The sequence below is a fragment of the Enterococcus sp. DIV0774 genome (assembly GCF_050539095.1).
Taxonomy (GTDB): Bacteria; Bacillota; Bacilli; order Lactobacillales; family Enterococcaceae; genus Enterococcus; species Enterococcus faecalis.
In genome coordinates, this window is the sequence record NZ_CP172923.1 from 1,062,142 (window position 1) to 1,080,469 (window position 18,328).

The following is an 18,328-nucleotide window of genomic DNA, read 5'->3' on the forward strand; positions in this document are numbered from 1 at the left end:
TTATCTTGACAAAGACCAGTAATTATTTTAGGATAAATAAGTGCTCTTAAAATGCAGATGTGTTGGAATTGGCAGACAAGCATGATTGAGGGTCATGTGGACAGATGTCCGTGTGGGTTCGAGTCCCATCATCTGCATCGACTAGTATAACAAGAGGTCGGGACAGAAGTGTTTAACTCCGAGAAATAAGAAGGAATTTCCGAAAATTGTTCTTTAATTTTTGGAGAATTTCGGCTTATTTCCGAAGAAGTTGCTTCTGTTCCCACCGTTTATCAGTTTTTGAGCGTGGAGCAAAAATCCAAAGTGATTTTTGTCCTACGCTCTTGTTTATTACGGAAAAACCATCAATTTTTTATTAAATTCTGATATTTATTATTGCTTTTTCATTATAGTTGGCGTAACTTTAGAGTATAAATTTGTGAAGCGAGGGAGTCCGTGTGAGAAATTTTAAAAAATCCGATAAATTAAATAACGTAAGTTACGATGTCCGTGGTCCTGTTTTAGAAGAAGCAGAACGCATGCAAGAAGAGGGCATACGTATTTTGAAATTAAATACAGGGAATCCAGCGCCATTTGGTTTTGATGCCCCAAATGAAATTGTGCGCGACATGATTGTGAATGTTCGCGATTCAGAAGGTTATTCTGATTCAAAAGGTATTTTTTCTGCAAGAAAAGCGATTGAACAATATTGCCAATTAAAAAAATTTCCTAATGTAACGATTAATGATATTTACACTGGTAATGGCGTGAGTGAACTAATTACCATGTGTATGCAAGGCTTGTTAAATAACGGCGATGAAGTACTTGTGCCAATGCCAGACTATCCTTTATGGACTGCATCTGTTTCTTTGGCGGGCGGTACGCCCGTTCATTATATTTGTGATGAGCAAGCAGAATGGTATCCAGACATTGATGATATAAAATCAAAAATAACTTCGAATACAAAAGCAATCGTTATTATAAATCCAAATAATCCGACTGGTGCTTTATATCCGAAAGAGTTATTACTAGAAATTGTCGAAGTGGCACGTCAAAATGATTTAATTATTTACTCCGATGAAATTTATGATCGTTTGGTCATGGACGGTTTGGTTCATGTACCGATTGCTACATTAGCACCTGATTTATTTGTCGTAACATTGAATGGTTTGTCAAAATCACATCGAGTGGCAGGCTTCCGATGCGGTTGGATGGTGTTAAGTGGAGATAAATCACGAGTAAAAGGGTATATCGAAGGGCTAAATATGCTTGCTTCCATGCGGTTATGCTCGAATGTGTTGTCACAACAAATCATTCAAACCGCATTAGGCGGCTATCAAAGTGTCGATGATTTACTTTTACCAGGTGGCAGAATTTACGAACAACGAGAATTTATTTACAATGCGATAAATGACATTCCTGGTTTATCAGCCGTGAAGCCTAAAGCAGCTTTCTATATTTTCCCGAAAATTGATACGGCCAAATTTGACATTTATGATGATGAAAAATTTGTTTTAGATTTCTTACACAAACATCATATTTTATTAGTCCATGGTGGTGGGTTCAACTGGCAACAACCCGATCACTTCCGTATTGTTTATTTACCGAAGATGGAAGACTTAAAAACTACAGCAGATAAAATGCGTGAATTTTTAAGTACCTACAAACAAAAATAAAAGAACTACCAAAAAATAGCCTCTAACGAAGCTATTTTTTGGTAGTTCTTGTTTTATCAACAATACTATTCTGCGGTTTCACATGCTTTTTTACTAATAATCATTCGGTTGGTGTATTTTTCTTCCATATCAGGACTAGGATTTGCTACTACGATGAGATAAGAATTTTCATACTCCTTCTCCACAAAGCCTGAATAATTTGTTTTTTCCCAAATGAAGTGAACCTTTTTCTCTTCGGCCATACAATAACACTCCTTTTTAATAAAAATGAACCTATTTATTTTCTAAGAAAACCTTAGATAATGTTCTTGCAGTATATTATGCAATAAAGTACAATAAAAGCATAATGCGAATTCGCATATTTTGACAAAATCCCCATTTTGCAAGGAAAATGGCCGATATAAATAGGAGCTATTGTGATGAATTCTTTAGGTGCAGTTATTAAAGAAATTAGAAAAAATAGAAAATTGACACAGAAAATGTTATCAGAAGACATCTGTTCGCAAAGTGTTTTAAGTCGCATTGAAAACAATGAAGAGTTGCCAAACGTTCTCGTAATGCAACAACTTTGTGATCGTTTAGGTGTGACTGTTGACCAGATTATGCGTTATAAATCTGGTGATGTGCACGTTGTTACGTATTCATTTGAAAAAATGGCTGAATATTTTCGCCATAAAAAATATCAATTATTATTAAATTATTTAAAGGAAAATCGTATTGAAGAACAATTGTATTTAGATACGGACTGGCAAAAATATTATTATTATTTAGGTAGTTGTGAATTGTTTGTTCTAAATGATTATGAAAAAGCTATTGCTAGCTTGCGTAAAGGGTTATCTTTCACCTATAAAGCCGATAAGTTAAATGTTTCTGATTTAGAGATTCAATTAATTAGTTGTCTAGGTGCTACTTATGGTTACATGGGCAATCGAGTAGAAGCAGAACGATTTTTAAGTTTGAGTATTCATTATTTTAATCAATTGCCAAATGAACGCAGTAATGCAGAGTTAACGAAAATATTTTTTAATTATGCTGATTTCTTATTCAAAAATTATACAGAAAAAGATGCCGAAATTTATGTGGATCAAGGAATTACTTGGGCCCGCAAAAAAAATAGTTATTATTATTTAAGTGAATTATTAAATCTAAAATATTTAGTTTTAATGAGAAAGAATAAACATGAAGAAGCAGAACGTTATCTGAACTTAGCACAACAAATGAAAAATGTGGAAAGTGGCAATCTTTAAAAAATCCTCAGAATTGCTTAAAAGGTCTACACCATTTCTTGACTTTTGTACTGATTAAGAGTACTTTTGAAGTAAGTAAAATAAAGAAAGAAGGATGAAGATGAAAACATTTATCTTTGCAGACAAGTTCTTTTTAAAAAGCGATGTTAAAGGACCTGGTTATTTAGAAATCACGGATGGTATCTTTGGTAATTATACAAAAGATGAACCGCAAGGGGACGTAAAAATTATTCGTGAGGAAGGCAAATGGATTGCCCCAGGTTTAGTGGATACTCATATTCATGGTTACATGAATCATGACGTAATGGATAACGATGCAGAAGGCATTAAAGTGATGTCTGAAGGCTTATTATCTTGTGGTGTAACTTCATTTTTACCAACAACGTTAACTTCAAGTAAAGAACGTTTAACAGACGTTGCACGTACGATTGGTCAAGTCTACCAAGAAGTACCTGGTGCAAAAATTCAAGGGATTTACTTTGAAGGACCTTTCTTTACTGAAGAACATAAAGGCGCACAAAATCCAAGTTATTTTGGAGATCCAGACCTTGATACATTCCACGAATGGCAAGAAGCTTCAGGCGGAATTATTAAGAAAATTGCGTTGGCACCAGAACGTAATGGTGTGAAAGAATTTGTTGAAACCGTTACAGATGAAGGTGTCGTTGTTGCTTTAGGCCATAGTAATGCGACCTTAGAAGAAGCTGATGTGGCAGTTGAAGCAGGCGCTAGCGTTTTTGTTCATGCATATAATGGGATGCGTGGCTTAAATCACCGTGAACCAGGGATGGTTGGTGCATTGTTAACGTTACAACACGTTTTCTCTGAATTAATTTGTGATGGACACCATGTACATCCGCAAGCGGCTGAAGTATTGATGGAAAAAGCGGGCCATGATCACGTTGCGTTAATTACAGACTGCATGATGGCTGGCGGTATGCCAGATGGCAACTACAATTTAGGTGAATTTCCTGTTGTGGTAGCAGAAGGAACGGCTCGTTTGGATACTGGGAACTTAGCAGGTAGTATTTTAAAACTAAAAGAAGCAATTAAAAATGTAGTTGATTGGGGTATTGCAACACCTGCACAAGCAATTATGATGGCTTCATTAGTTCCTGCGATTAGCTGTAAAATTGATGATCAATGCGGCATGATTGCAAATGGTCGCGATGCTGACTTTATCGTATTAGAACCAACCATGGAATTAGCAGCCACTTATTTAGATGGCGTTGAACGTTATCGAGCATAAGACACAAGAAAAAGCTTGCGGAAATTTATCCGCAAGCTTTTTTTATAATTCTTTTGGTAAAATCGCAGAAGTGATTTCTTTGTTCTCGTAGGCAATAAAAAAATCGATTAATTGCTTGTCAAATTGCTCAATATCCTCTTTGTAAAGGGAGCTAGGAATCACAAAGGTTTGCTCTAGAGTGCCTGCTAGATAATCGCCATCTAAACTTTGGGCGACAACTAAAAATTCTTGTTCGCGCCAATGTTCCACATCTGTTTCAGAAATGGTTTCTGGAGAGACTAAAAATTTACAATTTTCGACAAACTGTTCATCAATTTCTTCACTGAAGGTTAATTCAGCATCCTCTTCTTGAGGTTGAGAGAGGATTGCTTGCAAAAATGTTTGTGGTTTTGCATCGGGTAATGTTTCTTTTAGCTGTTCAAAATCCAATGAAAGTTCCTCCTTATTGTTTGTTTAAAATAGTTACTGAAAAATCAATGGGTGAATTTGTTTTAAGGCTTTTGGCTTCTAAGATGATTTTTTCAGCCAACAAATCGTTTCCGTTATATACAGGTGTCACGCGATAGCGAACGGTTTCGCCGCGATCAAGAGCTGCCCGAATCTGATTTTCATATTTCGTCATATAAGGAGTGTTGACAGGATTCTGATACAAGGTGGTTAAGTTACGTGGATCATCACCACTGCCTCCCATTTGACGGCCGATTAGGTGGCCACGCGAATGATTAGCTTTTCCTGAAATGAAACCAGCTGGTCGAATATCTTTATTAGCGGAAGTTCCTGTATTGACCATTGCGGGTTTTAATAGCGCATCAGCGCCTGTCGCTCGTTTTAGACGATCTAGTGAATGATAAGTAATCCAGCCGTTTGAGCTATCCTTTAATTCCTCTGCTGAAAATGTGGCTTTACCATTTTCAATTGGTCCGGGATTATCTCCTTTAGGTGCTGGTGTGCTTGAGGGGGTGGTTGTTTGTGGTTGAACATTAAATAAATCTTGTAAAGCATCAGGAACTTTAACGCCAACCGCGCCTAAAATTAAAATGATTAATGCGCCAATCAGCATGATGGTTGAATTAAATGGTGGTTTCTTCTTTCTGTTTGCCATAACGTGCTCCTCTAATTTTATACTTGCAATAGTCCAAATTTAAGTGGACCATCTTTTCTATTATACGTAAATTTGCTAAAAAATCAAAAAAGGCTTTTCTTTGAAAGACTTGTTTTCTCAGATATGTTACTATTTTAATGTAGAAGGGAAGGGATAGTGGATGGCCTATATTGAAGTCAAAAATGAATACAAGCGTTACCAAATGGGAGAGACAACTATTACTGCGAATGACGGCATTTCTTTTGAAGTGGAAAAAGGAGAAGTAGCGGTTATTTTAGGCCCCAGCGGTGCTGGAAAATCAACTGTTTTAAATATTCTTGGTGGAATGGACAGCTGTGATGAAGGGGAAATTATTATTGATGGCACAGATATCGCTCAGTTTTCAGAGAAACAATTAACCACTTATCGACGAAATGATGTCGGGTTTGTTTTCCAATTTTACAATTTAGTCCCAAATTTAACGGCAAAAGAAAATGTCGAATTGGCTTCGCAAATCGTTGCGGATGCGTTGGATTCGACCAATGTTTTACAATCGGTGGGTTTAGGGGAACGTTTAGATAATTTTCCAGCGCAACTTTCTGGTGGTGAACAACAACGAGTAACCATCGCCCGTGCGATTGCTAAAAAGCCCAAGTTACTTTTATGTGATGAACCGACAGGAGCACTGGATTATGAAACAGGGAAACAAATTTTAACCATTTTGCAAAACACTGCTCGTGAAACTGGAACGACCGTCTTAATTATTACCCACAATTCAGCCATTGCAGAAATGGCCGATCGGGTAATTCGAATTAATGATGCGAAAGTTCGCGAAATGACTGTGAATGATCAGCCTAAATTGGTTGCTGAAATTGAATGGTAGGTGCCTAAAATGAAGAAAACAGCGCTAATTAAAACAAGTTTACGTGAAATTAGACAATCTACTACACGGTTTTTATCGATTATGGGGATTATTTTCCTTGGTGTAATGGTCTTTGTTGGTTTGAAAGCTACTGGACCAGATATGATTAAAACCGCGAATAATTATTACCAGAAAGAGCAGCTTCCAGATGCGCGAATAATTTCTACAATGGGACTGGAAAAGAAAGATTTAACAACACTACAGTCTTTAAAAGATGTCGAAACAGTTGTGCCGCGGTATACAATAGATGCCACGATTGGGCCGCAAAATAATGCAGTAAAATTGTTTGGTTATCGAAAAAATCAAGCAGGATCGCTTAACTATCAAGTAGTTGACGGTCGGTTACCTAAACAAGCAAATGAAATTGCATTAGATACATTAGCGAAAACTAGATATGACTATAAAATGGGTGATAAAATCACTTTAAACGATGCAGCGATTAAAGAAAAAGGACTGACGCAAACTCATTTTACTGTTGTTGGATTTATCAATTCACCAGAATATATTGATAATACATCCAGGGGAACCACAACGGTCGGGTCTGGAACGTTAAACTTTTTTGGCGTGGTTTCGGAAAAAGCCTTTGACAGTCAACGGTATCCAGAATTGCTAATCTCATTTCGTTCATTAAAACATCAAAATACGTATTCCTCTGATTATGAAAAGAAAAGAGAGCAGGCCTTAAATCAAGTAAAAGAGGCACTGAAAAATCGGCCAGAAGAACAGGTTGCGGCTCTGCGTGATTCGGCTCAGCCGGACATTAACCAAGGTCGGCAAGCGCTGGAAACGGGAAAACAAGCACTTGCGCAGTTGGAGCAACAACCAGGAATTCCATCTGAGATGCTTGAAAAGCAAAAAGACGAATTGGCTAAACAAGAACAACTGTTGGCTGAAAAAGAAACAGAGCTAGCCAATTTGAAAGCCCCAACGTATTATTATTTTACTAGGGAAGACAATCCAGGATTTTCTGAATATCAAGATAACGCTGATCGGATTTCTTCTTTAGCCACGTTGTTCCCGTTGTTCTTTTTCCTAATTGCGGCATTAGTCAGCTTAACTACCATGACACGTATGGTTGAAGAAAAAAGAATGGAAATTGGTAGTTTGAAAGCTTTAGGTTATCGTAATCGTGAAATTGCTTCGATTTTTATTACCTATGCAACGGTTGCCAGTCTAACAGGTGCATTATTAGGATTGGCAGTTGGCTATTATCTATTCCCTAAAATAATTTTTGATGCCTACGGTCAAATGTACAATATTCCTGATTTAGTTACACCGTGGTACTTAAATTACAGTTTATGGGGCATCATTGTAGCCTTAGCTTGTACTGTGGGAGCGGCCTTAGTGACATTAAGAATCGATTTATTAAGTACCCCAGCTACCTTGCTAAGACCCAAAGCGCCGAAAGCAGGCCAACGGATTTTATTAGAACGAATCCGCCCTTTATGGCAACGCATGAGCTTTATTCAAAAAGTGACCGCTAGAAATCTGTTCCGCTATAAACGACGGATGCTGATGACCGTTATCGGAATAGCTGGTTGTATGGGGCTGTTAATTGTTGGTTTTGGTTTACGCGATTCAATTGTGGATGTCGCTACAATTCAATTTAATAAAATCTGGCATTACCAAGCAGTCGTGACTTTTAAAGAGCAAACAACACCTGAAGAGACAAAAGAGTATCAAGAAACGTTGCGCAAACTGGATGGTTTGAATAAAACAATTCCGTTATATTCAGAAATCTTTAAAACGAAGGGCAAAGGCGCACCAACTCAAAATATTACTCTTTATGTGCCACAAGATCCTTCGAAAATGGCTGAGTTTCAATTATTTAATGATCGAGTCACTGGAGAAAAATATTCCCTCAACGATGATGGTGTAATCATTAATGAAAAATTAGCTAAATTATTTGGCTATAAAGTCGGAGATCAATTAAATTTAGAAAATAGTGATAATCAAACCTATCACGTGGAAATTGCCGCGATTGCAGAAAACTACACGGGTCATTTTGTCTATATGACGCCGAAACTCTACCAGACGATGACCAAACAGAAGCCGGAGTATAATACAGAATTCCTACTTTTTGACAAAAAGTTATCCTCAAAACAAGAAACCTCAATCGGAGAGGCGTTGACAAAACAGCCGAAAGTGTTGAACATTACGTTTTTAACTGCGATGAAAGGTTCGTTTGATGATATGCTGAAAAGCCTTGATATTGTCATTTGGGTACTAATTGCTGTTTCTGGTTCTTTAGCGTTAATTGTGTTATATAATTTAACCAACATTAATGTTTCTGAACGGATTCGAGAACTTTCCACGATTAAGGTTTTAGGGTTTTACGATCGTGAAGTCACCACCTATGTTTACCGTGAAAACATTATTTTAACGTTCATTGGTATTATTGTTGGCTGCTTCTTTGGGAAAATTTTGCATCAATATATTTTAGCAACCGTTGAAGTTGATTTAATTATGTTTTCGCCAATTATTCATTGGCCAAGTTATCTATATTCCGCAGTCATCACCATGTGTTTCACGTTGTTTGTGATGGTCATTATGCATCGAAAATTGAAGAAAATCAATATGATTGAAGCGTTAAAATCAAATGAATAGCACATTTTAAAAACGAGCAGTCCGTAGAAGTTCGATAATTCTTGGGCTGCTCGTTTATTGTTGCTTCTTTTATTAAGAAAAAATAGGTCTTAAGATGTATCTTTTGAGATTTATTTGGAAATTACTACTCTTTTTATTTAAAAATTGGTACACTATTACTAGGTTATAGCACAGAAAGGAGTGTGGGAAAAGTGTTAGAAGGTCTACCATTGGAAACGGTTTATTTTTATGCATTAGTGGGGAGCGCGGTCCTCGCTTTTTTACTAATTATTTTTGGGGATGTTTTTAATTTTGATGGACCGGTGGACCCAATGCTGATTATTCCATGGATTGCTTTTACCTCGCTGTTTGGGTACCTTGGGGAAGAATTAACAGCGGTGAATAGTTGGCTTATTTTAATTGTCAGTGGTATTCTTTCAACCATTATTGTTTTCTTCCTGAATTTTTATGTGTTGGTCCCTTTGAAAAATTCGGAGGCCACAATTTCTATTTCGGAAAAAGACATGGAGGGTCGTGTTGCTACTGTGATTACCCCAATTCCTGTCCGGGGAATGGGCGAGATTCAATTGAAGAGTGTCACAGGTTCGTTAAGTCGACCAGCAGCATTTTATGTGCCACAAGAAGTGGCTGCGCCAAGAGGTAGTGAGGTATTGATTATTGAATTGAAAGAACGGGTTTGTTATGTCATTCCTTACGAAGGCAGTCTAAAAATATAGAGTAGGAGAGAAGGAAATGGGGATTTTGTTACCGATTATTATTGCAGTTTTAGTATTATTAATGTTATTAATTGTGTTTGTTTCTAAATATCAGACAGCCAAACCTGATGAAGCGTTAATTATCAGCGGGAGCTATCTAGGCTCTAAAAATGTTCATGTAGACGAAGGTGGCAACAAAATTAAAATCGTTCGTGGCGGTGGTGCGTTTGTCTTACCAGTGTTCCAACGCTCAAATCGAATTAGTTTGCTTTCAAGTAAATTAGATGTTTCTACACCAGAAGTATACACAGAACAAGGGGTTCCTGTGATGTGTGATGGGACATCAATCATTAAAATTGGTTCGTCAGTTGAAGAAATTGCGACAGCAGCGGAACAATTTTTAGGAAAAACAACGGAAGAATTAGAAAATGAAGCACGTGAAGTATTAGAAGGACATTTACGTTCGATTTTAGGTTCAATGACAGTGGAAGAAATTTACCAAAACCGTGATAAATTTAGCCAAAGTGTACAAGAAGTTGCCAGTGTTGACTTAGCTAAAATGGGCTTAGTTATTGTGTCGTTCACAATTAAAGAAGTTCGTGATAAAAATGGATACTTGGATTCATTAGGAAAACCAAGAATCGCTCAAGTTAAACGTGATGCAGATATTGCAGAAGCAGAAGCCTTGAAAGAAACTCGCATCAAAAAAGCGGAAGCAGAAAAAGAATCACAACAAGCGGAATTGCAACGTCAAACAGAAATTGCAGAAGCTTCAAAAGAAAAAGAATTGAAATTAGCGTTATACAAACAAGAACAAGATATTGCCAAAGCCAAAGCAGACCAAGCCTATAACTTGGAAAGCGCGCGTGCCCAACAACACGTGGTGGAACAAGAAATGGAAGTCAAAGTCGTTGAACGTCAAAAACAAATTGAGTTAGAAGAAAAAGAAATTACGCGTCGTGAAAAACAATACGACTCAGAAGTGAAGAAAAAAGCCGATGCAGATCGTTATGCACGCGAACAAGAAGCTCTTGCTCAAAAAGCACGCGAAGTGGCAGAAGCCGAAGCAGAACGTTTCAAAGTTGAAGCATTAGCCGAAGCGGAAGCCAACAAAACGCGTTTAACAGGTCAAGCGCAAGCCGAAGCTATTTTAGCTCGTGGTGCAGCGGAAGCCGAAGCCAAACAAAAGATTGCTGATGCCTTCAAAGAATATGGTGAAGCAGCTGTGTTAAGTATGGTGATGGAAATGTTGCCACAATTAATGAAAGAAGCAGCACAACCACTGGGCAACATCGACAAGATTTCAGTGGTAGATACAGGCGCAGGTGGCGAAAATTCTGGCGCCAACCGTATTACAAATTATGCAACAAATTTGTTGGCTGGTACACAAGAAACACTAAAAGAAACAACGGGCCTCGACGTGAAAGAGCTAATTGAAAACTTTTCTAAAAAAGGTACCTCAAATAGCGTGAACTATCATGCAACAGAAGGTTCAGAAAAAGAATAGAAATCAGTCTTTGAGGAGTAGCGAATCGCATTTCGTTACTCCTTAATGCTGCATTGAAGCGTTAAACGAATAATCTGATAGAGAAATAGCGGGTGCTTGTTTTGTTTCAAAGATTCTGATAACATAGAGTTCTTGGAGGGATAGAGATGTCAAAAAAGAATAAAGATATTGAAGTACGTGTTGAAGAAGAAAAAGCCCAATACAATGGAGCGAACGTTTTAATGAACAAATTATTTATTGGTAAAAAAGAAATCGGTCGTGTCATTCCGCAAAATGATAAAAAATTCATCATTGAAATTGATGGCAAGCAAGAAGGTACAGCAAAAAATCTGGACGAAGCCTTTGAAACAATTATTCGTCAATGGAATTTAAGTGAATAAAAAATAAATAACAATTTTTTTAAAAAAAAGGGTTGCTTTTTTCTGGAAAAGATTGTATTATAACTAAGTCAGGTCGTTACAGCGACAATGACTTTTTGGAGGAATAGCGAAGTGGCTAAACGCGACGGACTGTAAATCCGTTCCTTAGGGTTCAGTGGTTCGAATCCACTTTCCTCCATTTTCTTTTTTGGGGTATAGCCAAGCGGTAAGGCAACGGACTTTGACTCCGTCATGCGTTGGTTCGAATCCAGCTACCCCAGTTTTCAGAACATTTCTGGTAGAGAGATGTTCTTTTTTTGTATAATTATATAACAAAAATGAGGTAAGATTTTCCTCATGTACAGGCTAGAAAAGTTTTCATTTATATAAGAATATGCTAAAGTATTAAGAAAGAATAGTCTGGAGTTGATAAGAATGAACTTTAAAGAAAAAATTACAGAAATGGTTGAAAATGTTTACGATTTAGCACGCGATGGTAAGTATGATGTCAAAGTTGACTTAATTCCTCGTAAAAAAGGCAACATCAAAAGTGGTGTTAAAGTCACTTCTTCAAGAAATACAGCCCACAATATCAAATGGCGTTCAAAAAACTAATTCGTCTTTAACAGAAACACCGGAGCAGACAAAATTATTGTCTACTCCGGTGTTTTTATTTTTCTAATTCGATGCCTAAGACAGTTAAATGACCATTACCAACTAATTTGATAACTAATTGGGCTAAGTGGTTGGGTGTCATATCCGTTTCGCTAGTAATCCACCAATGAAGGGTACCGATGAAGATAGAGGTCATATATTCAATAACAAAATCTATCGGTACATCAATATCATTTTCGGTAATACGCAACTGCGAAAAAATCGTCGCATATTTTTCTTCGATAATTTCAGCTAAGCGTTTTCGAAAGTGTTCGTTGAAATTATTGTCCATGATAGTTAAGAAGAAAGATTTGTTCTCTTGAATATTAATATAGAGTTGCGTCAGAAGTTCTTCAATGTGCTTCACGCGGACACGGTTGCCATTAACCAGTTGTTGCGAATCAAGAATAGCGGTAAAAGCACTAAGCGTAAAGGTGAAGATTGCATCATATAAATGCTGTTTGTCTTTAAAATGAGCATAAAAAGTCGCACGATTAATCATAGCTTCATCAGCAATATCTTGAATCGTCACCGCTTCGTAGCCTTTCGTTTCTACAAGTTTAAAAAAAGCTTCAATAATCATTTTTCTGGTTCGTTGTACTCTAAGGTCTGTTTTCTTTGCCATCATAAATTCCTTTCGAGATAGTCAACATTCGCGGAAACTTTGTTGTTTATCTCACAAAATAGGGTAAATTGCTTGTTGCAAATCATTTAGAACCTTTCTAAAATAGGTATATCTATTATAACAAACAGTTTGTATAATAATCAACAAACTGTTGGGAAATGAAGGGGTATTTTAATTGATGGTTATGAGAGCAGGGATTGATGTTGGGTCAACGACAGTAAAATTAGTATTTTTAAATAAACAAAATCAGCCTATTTTTACAAAATATGAACGCCATTTTTCAGATGTCAAAGCAGCAACGGAACGCATTTTAAAAGAAGGGCTAGCAAGGATAGGTGCAGACCAACCTGTGACAATGAGCATAACTGGCTCTGGTGGTATGGGGCTGGCTGAGGTATTAGGGATTCCCTTTGTTCAAGAAGTTATCGCGTGTACACGAACTGTTGAAACAATAATCCCAGAAACGGATGTTGCTATTGAACTTGGCGGAGAAGATGCAAAAATCACTTTTTTTGATGGTGCTTTAGAGCAACGAATGAATGGTAGTTGTGCAGGTGGGACAGGCGCCTTCATCGATCAAATGGCTGTTTTACTTAAAACGGATGCCAATGGAGTGAATGAATTGGCGAAGAATTATCAAACTATTTATCCGATTGCTTCCCGCTGTGGGGTTTTTGCCAAAACGGATATTCAACCTTTAATCAATGAAGGAGCAGCGAAAGAAGATATCGCGGCGAGTATTTTTCAAGCGGTAGTTAATCAAACAATCGCCGGGTTAGCTGCTGGTCGCAAAATTAAAGGTAAAGTAGCATTTTTAGGGGGACCTTTATTTTTCATGTCAGAATTGAGAAAACGGTTTGTTGAAACCTTAGCAATTCAGCCAGAAGATGTTATTTTTCCAGAACAACCGCAACTGTTTGTAGCAATGGGAGCAGCACTTTATTCAGAAGATGCAGCCGAATGTACATTGGAAGAATTAATTCAGCGCTTAGTGAACAGCCAGGCTACTGATTTACAGCCGAGCGACACGTTACCACCGTTATTTAACAGCGCAGAAGATTTAGCAGATTTTCGAGAAAGACACGCGCAAGCCCAAGCAACGGAGAAACCTTTATCTCAACATACTGGCGTAGCCTTTTTAGGGATTGATGCAGGCTCAACAACGACAAAAGTCACATTGATTGATGAAGATGGTCATTTGTTGTTTTCTTTTTATGGTAATAACCAAGGGCAACCTTTAGAAACCACCATGACAGTACTGAAATCACTTTATCAACAACTGCCTGAAGAAGTTTTTATCGGAAAAACGGCTGTTACAGGATATGGAGAACAGCTAATAAAAAATGCGTTAAAAGTCGATATTGGTGAAGTTGAAACGATGGCCCATTACAAAGCAGCCAACCATTTTCAGCCAGGTGTGGATTTTATTTTGGATATCGGAGGACAAGATATGAAAGCGATGACCATTAAAAATGGCGTGCTTTCCTCGATACAATTAAATGAAGCTTGTTCTTCTGGGTGCGGTTCTTTTATCGAAACCTTTGCGCAATCTTTAAAATATAATGTGAAGGATTTTGCTTTGGCGGCTTTAGAATCGCAAGCGCCTGTTGATTTAGGTTCTCGGTGTACTGTTTTTATGAACTCAAAAGTGAAACAGGTTCAAAAAGAAGGGGCCTCTGTCGGCGATATTTCTGCTGGACTATCTTATTCAGTCATCAAAAATGCCATTTATAAAGTTATTAAGGTTCGCCGACCTGAAGAGTTGGGAGAAAAGATTGTCTGCCAGGGAGGAACATTTTACAATGAAGCGGTCTTGAGAGCTTTTGAAAAAATTAGCGGTCGTGAAGTGGTTCGTCCTTCTATTGCTGGTTTGATGGGGGCCTATGGGGCAGCGCTGATTGCTTTGGACGCTTATGAAATTGGGGAAGAAACCACGCTTCTTTCTTTAGAAGAGTTAGCGGCATTTACCTCTGAAAAGGAATTTACTCATTGCGGCTTGTGTGAAAACAATTGTCAATTAACGGTCACAGTGTTTTCAGATGGGCGCCAATTTATTACGGGAAATCGCTGTGAACGTGGTGCACGAATTAAAATTAAACGAGAAGAACGCAAAGTGAATTTGGTTGATTATAAGTACCGCAAGTTATTTAAGTACCGACCTTTGCGGGAAAATAAAGCGTTTCGTGGGCGCGTGGGTATCCCTAGAGTCCTAAACATGTATGAAAATTATCCTTTGTGGCATACATTTTTTACTGACTTAGGCTTTCGGGTCGAATTATCGCCACGTTCTAATAAACAAATCTATGAACAAGGCCTTGAAACGATTCCCAGTGATACGGTTTGTTACCCAGCGAAAATGGCGCATGGACATATTCAAGCATTAATTGATGCGCAAGTGCCAATCATCTTTTATCCTGGTGTCGTTTTTGAACAGCAAGAAACAGTGGAAGCTGATAATCATTTTAATTGTCCAATTGTGCAAAGCTACCCAGATGTTATTCGAAATAATGTGGATGCCATCAGAGAGGGCCAAGTGGATTATCGAAATCCCTATCTTAATTTAGCGAATGAAGCTGCAGTTGCCAAAGTTTTAGCTGAAAATTTTGCTGATTTAGGGATTTCCCTAGAAGAAATTCAAACAGCGCTGCATCATGGTTATCAAGAATTAGCAGCTTTTAAAAAAGAAATTCAAGAAAAAGGCGAAGAAACGTTAGCCATGTTAACCGAAAAAGGCCAGAGAGGAATTGTCTTATCGGGACGACCGTATCACTTGGATCCAGAAATTAATCACGGCATTGCCGAAGTCATTACACAGGAAGGATTCCATGTCTTGACAGAAGACAGTATCTCGCATCTTGGAGACGTGCAGAATTTACGTGTGGTGAATCAATGGGTCTATCATTCTCGCTTATATGCGGCGGCTAAAGTAGTGGCTAAGACGAAAAATTTAGAACTTGTCCAACTGAATTCCTTTGGTTGCGGCTTAGATGCTGTGACCACCGATCAAGTAGAAGAAATCATGGATCGGTCTGGCAAAATTTATACAGTCCTCAAAATCGATGAAGGCGCGAATTTGGGCGCAATTCGTATTCGGTTGCGCTCCTTGAAAGCGGCTGTCAATGAGCGGGAGAAGCAACAGTTTGTTCCGCATATGCAAATGGAAGAGCCAGAGAAAATAGTGTTTACAAAACAAATGAAAAAAACACATACTTTACTGTTACCAATGCTTAGCCCGATTCATCAATCTGGATTAGTCGATGTAGCATTACAAGCTTCTGGCTATCATGTCGTCTGTTTGCCTGCGCAGGATAAAGAAGCCGTGAATGTCGGGTTAAAATATGTCAATAATGATGCGTGTTACCCAGCAATTATTTCTATCGGACAACTAGTTGAAGCTTTGGAAAGTGGTCAATATGATTTGGATAATGTCAGTGTCTTAATGACGCAAACAGGGGGCGGTTGTCGCGCAACGAATTACATTCCCTTATTACGAAAAGCCTTAAATGATGCCGGTTTTTCTCAAGTTCCTGTAGTTTCAGTTTCGATGGGCAATAAAGGAGTCGAATCCAATCCAGGATTTAAATTTACGTTGCCAATGATCAAGCGCTTAGTAGTTGCCTTTTTATATGGTGACTTATTCGAACGAGTAGTTTATCGAACAAGACCTTATGAAACAGAAAAAGGAATGGTGGATCAACTGCACCAAGATTGGCTAAAAAGAGTGGAAGCCAATGTCCGGAATGGTTCGCTGACACAATTTAATCACTTCATGAAAAAAATTATTCGGACGTTTGATGAAATTCCTTTACAGGAGATAAAAAAACCAAAAGTCGGTGTGGTCGGGGAAATTTTAGTGAAATATTCGCCGACAGCGAATAATGATATTGTGCGTTTGCTAGAAGAAGAAGGTGCTGAAGCAGTTGTGCCAGATATTGTTGGCTTTATGAACTATTCTTTGTACAATCAAATTTGGAAATACGAAAATATGGGCATGTCAAAACAAAGCAAACGTTTAGCAGAATTTGCGATAAAAATCATTGAATTGGTAGAAAAACCAATGGATAAGGCATTGAGAAAGTCGGTCCGTTTTGATGGCATTCATTCCATTTATGATATGGCAGCAGATGCAAGTAAAATTTTATCAATTGGCAATCATACGGGTGAAGGTTGGTTTTTAACAGCTGAAATGATTGAGCTCTTAAAACACGAGGTGAATAACATCGTTTGTATGCAGCCGTTTGGGTGTTTACCAAACCATATTGTTGGAAAAGGGGTCGTGAAAGAGCTACGACGTCAATATCCGCAAGCAAACATTGCGGCGGTGGATTATGATCCAGGGGTATCTTTGGTTAATCAGTTGAACCGAATCCGTTTGATGATGGCCACAGCGAACAAGTTGTTGAAAGAAGAAAATGTAAAAAGATAATAACTAATAGAAATTCGTTTAAAAACATTTGACTTGGTCACTTTTTACTGACTAAGCCAAATGTTTTTGTTATAAAAAGAAAGCATGCAACTAGACCAACTTTGATAAAAATTCTAATTCCTCTTTTATTTATCATTTTTTGGTTGTTTACACGGTCTATACCAGTTATAATAGAAGAGGAGATGAACGAAGAGGAGGAAGCGTAAATGGTTCAAAATATACCAATTTATATTCAAATTCACGATAAAATCAAAGAAGATATTGAAAAAGGTGTCTGGAGTATCGGGGATCGTTTGCCCTCTGAGCGAGAATTAGCCTTGAAATTTGATGTTAGTCGAATGACCTTACGCCAAGCCATTCAGACTTTAGCAGACGAAGGGATTTTAGAACGAAAAATTGGTTCAGGAACGTATGTAGCACGTAAGAAAGTTCAAGAAACAATGACAGGTACCACTAGTTTTACAGAAATTACCTTGTCTCAAAATCGCGTTCCTTCTAGTCGGACGGTGTCTTATTTTGTAGCGAAACCTAGTTCTAGTGAGATGGAAAAATTACAACTAGGTCCAGAAGATTCAATTTTACGAATGGAAAGAATTCGTTTTGCGGATGACATTCCGATTTGTTTTGAGGTGGCGAGCATTCCTTATTCATTGGTCTCGCAATATGGCAAATCTGAAATCACGAACTCTTTTTATAAAACACTTGAAGCCAAATCTGGCCACAAAATTGGCCATTCTAACCAAACAATCTCTGCTGTTCAAGCATCGGAGCAGATCGCAGAATATTTAGAGATTAAACGAGGCGATGCGATTCTGCGTGTGCGCCAAGTATCCTATTTTGAAAACGGACTACCTTTTGAATATGTTCGTACGCAGTATGCAGGAAGTCGATTTGAGTTTTATTTAGAGAAGTAGAGAAAAAGAATGAATAAAAGATAGGAAAACTTATCAATGTGATAAGTTTTCCTATCTTTTAATTTTTTTTGCTAAAGAAATAAATTGTTTTTTTAATAAAATGCATATTTACTTATTAATTTATCTGACATTAAAAAATAACGATTTAATGGAATTTAAATATTTTTTAAAATTTTATTTAAATATTTTTTGAATAATTTTTATTTATCAGTTATTTTTGTTTTTATTTTAATAAATATTGATTTTGGTGGTTTTGTAATGTTGTTTTCAAGAGTTTTTATTTGTTTATTTTATTGTTATAATTATTTTTATGCGAATACGTATATTTTAAAATAGTTGTTGACTATATTTTTTATATATAGTTATAATATTTGTACCGGGTAATAA

Annotated in this window: 15 protein-coding genes and 3 tRNA genes; 14 read left to right on the forward strand and 4 right to left on the reverse strand. The window is 37.4% G+C overall.

Annotated features, from left to right (window positions below):
* Nucleotides 1-53: 53 nt before the first annotated feature.
* Together IGL86_RS05235 and IGL86_RS05240 are read left to right on the forward strand one after the other, a co-directional pair.
* Nucleotides 54-137, forward strand: a tRNA-Leu gene (locus IGL86_RS05235).
* A 300-nt stretch (nt 138-437) separates the two neighbouring features.
* Entirely contained in the window at nt 438-1,655 is a 1,218-nt protein-coding gene (locus IGL86_RS05240) for a pyridoxal phosphate-dependent aminotransferase (RefSeq protein WP_002357817.1), read from the forward strand.
* A 65-nt stretch (nt 1,656-1,720) separates the two neighbouring features.
* Here IGL86_RS05240 and IGL86_RS05245 read toward each other — a convergent pair whose 3' ends face one another.
* Nucleotides 1,721-1,897 carry a hypothetical protein gene (locus IGL86_RS05245; RefSeq protein WP_002357816.1) on the reverse strand — a complete coding sequence of 59 codons (177 nt, stop codon included), beginning with the start codon at nt 1,895-1,897 and terminating at the stop codon, nt 1,721-1,723.
* Nucleotides 1,898-2,074: 177 nt separating this feature from the next.
* Here IGL86_RS05245 and IGL86_RS05250 point away from each other — a divergent pair, with 177 nt between their 5' ends.
* Both IGL86_RS05250 and nagA read left to right on the forward strand, forming a co-directional pair.
* A complete protein-coding gene (locus IGL86_RS05250; RefSeq protein ID WP_002381942.1) occupies nt 2,075-2,902 on the forward strand; it encodes a helix-turn-helix domain-containing protein in 828 nt (275 codons plus the stop codon).
* A gap of 100 nt (nt 2,903-3,002) precedes the next feature.
* The gene (gene nagA / locus IGL86_RS05255) at nt 3,003-4,151 is read left to right on the forward strand and encodes an N-acetylglucosamine-6-phosphate deacetylase (protein WP_002357814.1); all 1,149 of its coding nucleotides are present in this window, start codon (nt 3,003-3,005) and stop codon (nt 4,149-4,151) included.
* 42 nt (nt 4,152-4,193) lie between these two features.
* Here nagA and IGL86_RS05260 read toward each other — a convergent pair whose 3' ends face one another.
* Nucleotides 4,194-4,580, reverse strand: a complete 387-nt coding sequence (locus IGL86_RS05260) for a hypothetical protein (RefSeq protein WP_033625598.1) — start codon at nt 4,578-4,580, stop codon at nt 4,194-4,196.
* Between the two features lie 13 nt (nt 4,581-4,593).
* Nucleotides 4,594-5,253 (reverse strand): DNA/RNA non-specific endonuclease, encoded by a 660-nt coding sequence (locus IGL86_RS05265; protein ID WP_002363828.1) that lies wholly within the window; start codon nt 5,251-5,253, stop codon nt 4,594-4,596.
* 160 nt (nt 5,254-5,413) lie between these two features.
* On the opposite strand from IGL86_RS05265, the gene IGL86_RS05270 reads away from it, so the two are divergent.
* The 8 genes from IGL86_RS05270 (at nt 5,414) to IGL86_RS05305 (ending at nt 11,937) form a co-directional block, all read left to right on the forward strand.
* On the forward strand, nt 5,414-6,115 hold the full coding sequence (locus IGL86_RS05270; protein ID WP_002363831.1) for an ABC transporter ATP-binding protein: 702 nt from the start codon (nt 5,414-5,416) through the stop codon (nt 6,113-6,115).
* A gap of 9 nt (nt 6,116-6,124) precedes the next feature.
* A complete protein-coding gene (locus IGL86_RS05275; protein WP_033625599.1) occupies nt 6,125-8,761 on the forward strand; it encodes an FtsX-like permease family protein in 2,637 nt (878 codons plus the stop codon).
* 182 nt (nt 8,762-8,943) lie between these two features.
* A complete protein-coding gene (locus tag IGL86_RS05280) occupies nt 8,944-9,477 on the forward strand; it encodes a hypothetical protein (protein ID WP_002357809.1) in 534 nt (177 codons plus the stop codon).
* A 16-nt stretch (nt 9,478-9,493) separates the two neighbouring features.
* Nucleotides 9,494-10,963 (forward strand): flotillin family protein, encoded by a 1,470-nt coding sequence (locus IGL86_RS05285; protein WP_002357808.1) that lies wholly within the window; start codon nt 9,494-9,496, stop codon nt 10,961-10,963.
* A 146-nt stretch (nt 10,964-11,109) separates the two neighbouring features.
* A complete protein-coding gene (locus IGL86_RS05290; protein WP_002357806.1) occupies nt 11,110-11,343 on the forward strand; it encodes a DUF2969 domain-containing protein in 234 nt (77 codons plus the stop codon).
* 97 nt (nt 11,344-11,440) lie between these two features.
* A tRNA-Tyr gene (locus IGL86_RS05295) sits at nt 11,441-11,521 on the forward strand.
* A 10-nt stretch (nt 11,522-11,531) separates the two neighbouring features.
* Nucleotides 11,532-11,603: transfer RNA gene (locus IGL86_RS05300), tRNA-Gln, on the forward strand.
* A 154-nt stretch (nt 11,604-11,757) separates the two neighbouring features.
* Nucleotides 11,758-11,937 carry a hypothetical protein gene (locus IGL86_RS05305; protein WP_002357804.1) on the forward strand — a complete coding sequence of 60 codons (180 nt, stop codon included), beginning with the start codon at nt 11,758-11,760 and terminating at the stop codon, nt 11,935-11,937.
* A gap of 55 nt (nt 11,938-11,992) precedes the next feature.
* Here the strand turns inward: IGL86_RS05305 and IGL86_RS05310 are convergent, their stop codons facing one another.
* Nucleotides 11,993-12,604, reverse strand: coding sequence for a TetR/AcrR family transcriptional regulator (locus tag IGL86_RS05310; RefSeq protein WP_002357803.1), 612 nt, complete (start codon nt 12,602-12,604; stop codon nt 11,993-11,995).
* Nucleotides 12,605-12,779: 175 nt separating this feature from the next.
* On the opposite strand from IGL86_RS05310, the gene IGL86_RS05315 reads away from it, so the two are divergent.
* Nucleotides 12,780-17,027, forward strand: a complete 4,248-nt coding sequence (locus IGL86_RS05315; RefSeq protein WP_033625587.1) for a 2-hydroxyacyl-CoA dehydratase — start codon at nt 12,780-12,782, stop codon at nt 17,025-17,027.
* Between the two features lie 206 nt (nt 17,028-17,233).
* Complete coding sequence (locus IGL86_RS05320) at nt 17,234-17,941, forward strand: GntR family transcriptional regulator (RefSeq protein ID WP_002357800.1); 708 nt, start codon at nt 17,234-17,236, stop codon at nt 17,939-17,941.
* Nucleotides 17,942-18,328: the final 387 nt, after the last annotated feature.

What these genes read in the sequence shown, in the direction of transcription:
- IGL86_RS05310 (WP_002357803.1), bottom strand. Translation starts at nt 12,604, where the DNA reads ATGATGGCAAAGAAAACAGACCTTAGAGTACAACGAACCAGAAAAATG.
- IGL86_RS05305 (WP_002357804.1), top strand. Translation starts at nt 11,758, where the DNA reads ATGAACTTTAAAGAAAAAATTACAGAAATGGTTGAAAATGTTTACGAT.
- IGL86_RS05250 (WP_002381942.1), top strand. Translation starts at nt 2,075, where the DNA reads ATGAATTCTTTAGGTGCAGTTATTAAAGAAATTAGAAAAAATAGAAAA.
- IGL86_RS05290 (WP_002357806.1), top strand. Translation starts at nt 11,110, where the DNA reads ATGTCAAAAAAGAATAAAGATATTGAAGTACGTGTTGAAGAAGAAAAA.
- IGL86_RS05275 (WP_033625599.1), top strand. Translation starts at nt 6,125, where the DNA reads ATGAAGAAAACAGCGCTAATTAAAACAAGTTTACGTGAAATTAGACAA.
- nagA (WP_002357814.1), top strand. Translation starts at nt 3,003, where the DNA reads ATGAAAACATTTATCTTTGCAGACAAGTTCTTTTTAAAAAGCGATGTT.
- IGL86_RS05285 (WP_002357808.1), top strand. Translation starts at nt 9,494, where the DNA reads ATGGGGATTTTGTTACCGATTATTATTGCAGTTTTAGTATTATTAATG.
- IGL86_RS05265 (WP_002363828.1), bottom strand. Translation starts at nt 5,253, where the DNA reads ATGGCAAACAGAAAGAAGAAACCACCATTTAATTCAACCATCATGCTG.
- IGL86_RS05245 (WP_002357816.1), bottom strand. Translation starts at nt 1,897, where the DNA reads ATGGCCGAAGAGAAAAAGGTTCACTTCATTTGGGAAAAAACAAATTAT.
- IGL86_RS05315 (WP_033625587.1), top strand. Translation starts at nt 12,780, where the DNA reads ATGGTTATGAGAGCAGGGATTGATGTTGGGTCAACGACAGTAAAATTA.
- IGL86_RS05270 (WP_002363831.1), top strand. Translation starts at nt 5,414, where the DNA reads ATGGCCTATATTGAAGTCAAAAATGAATACAAGCGTTACCAAATGGGA.
- IGL86_RS05320 (WP_002357800.1), top strand. Translation starts at nt 17,234, where the DNA reads ATGGTTCAAAATATACCAATTTATATTCAAATTCACGATAAAATCAAA.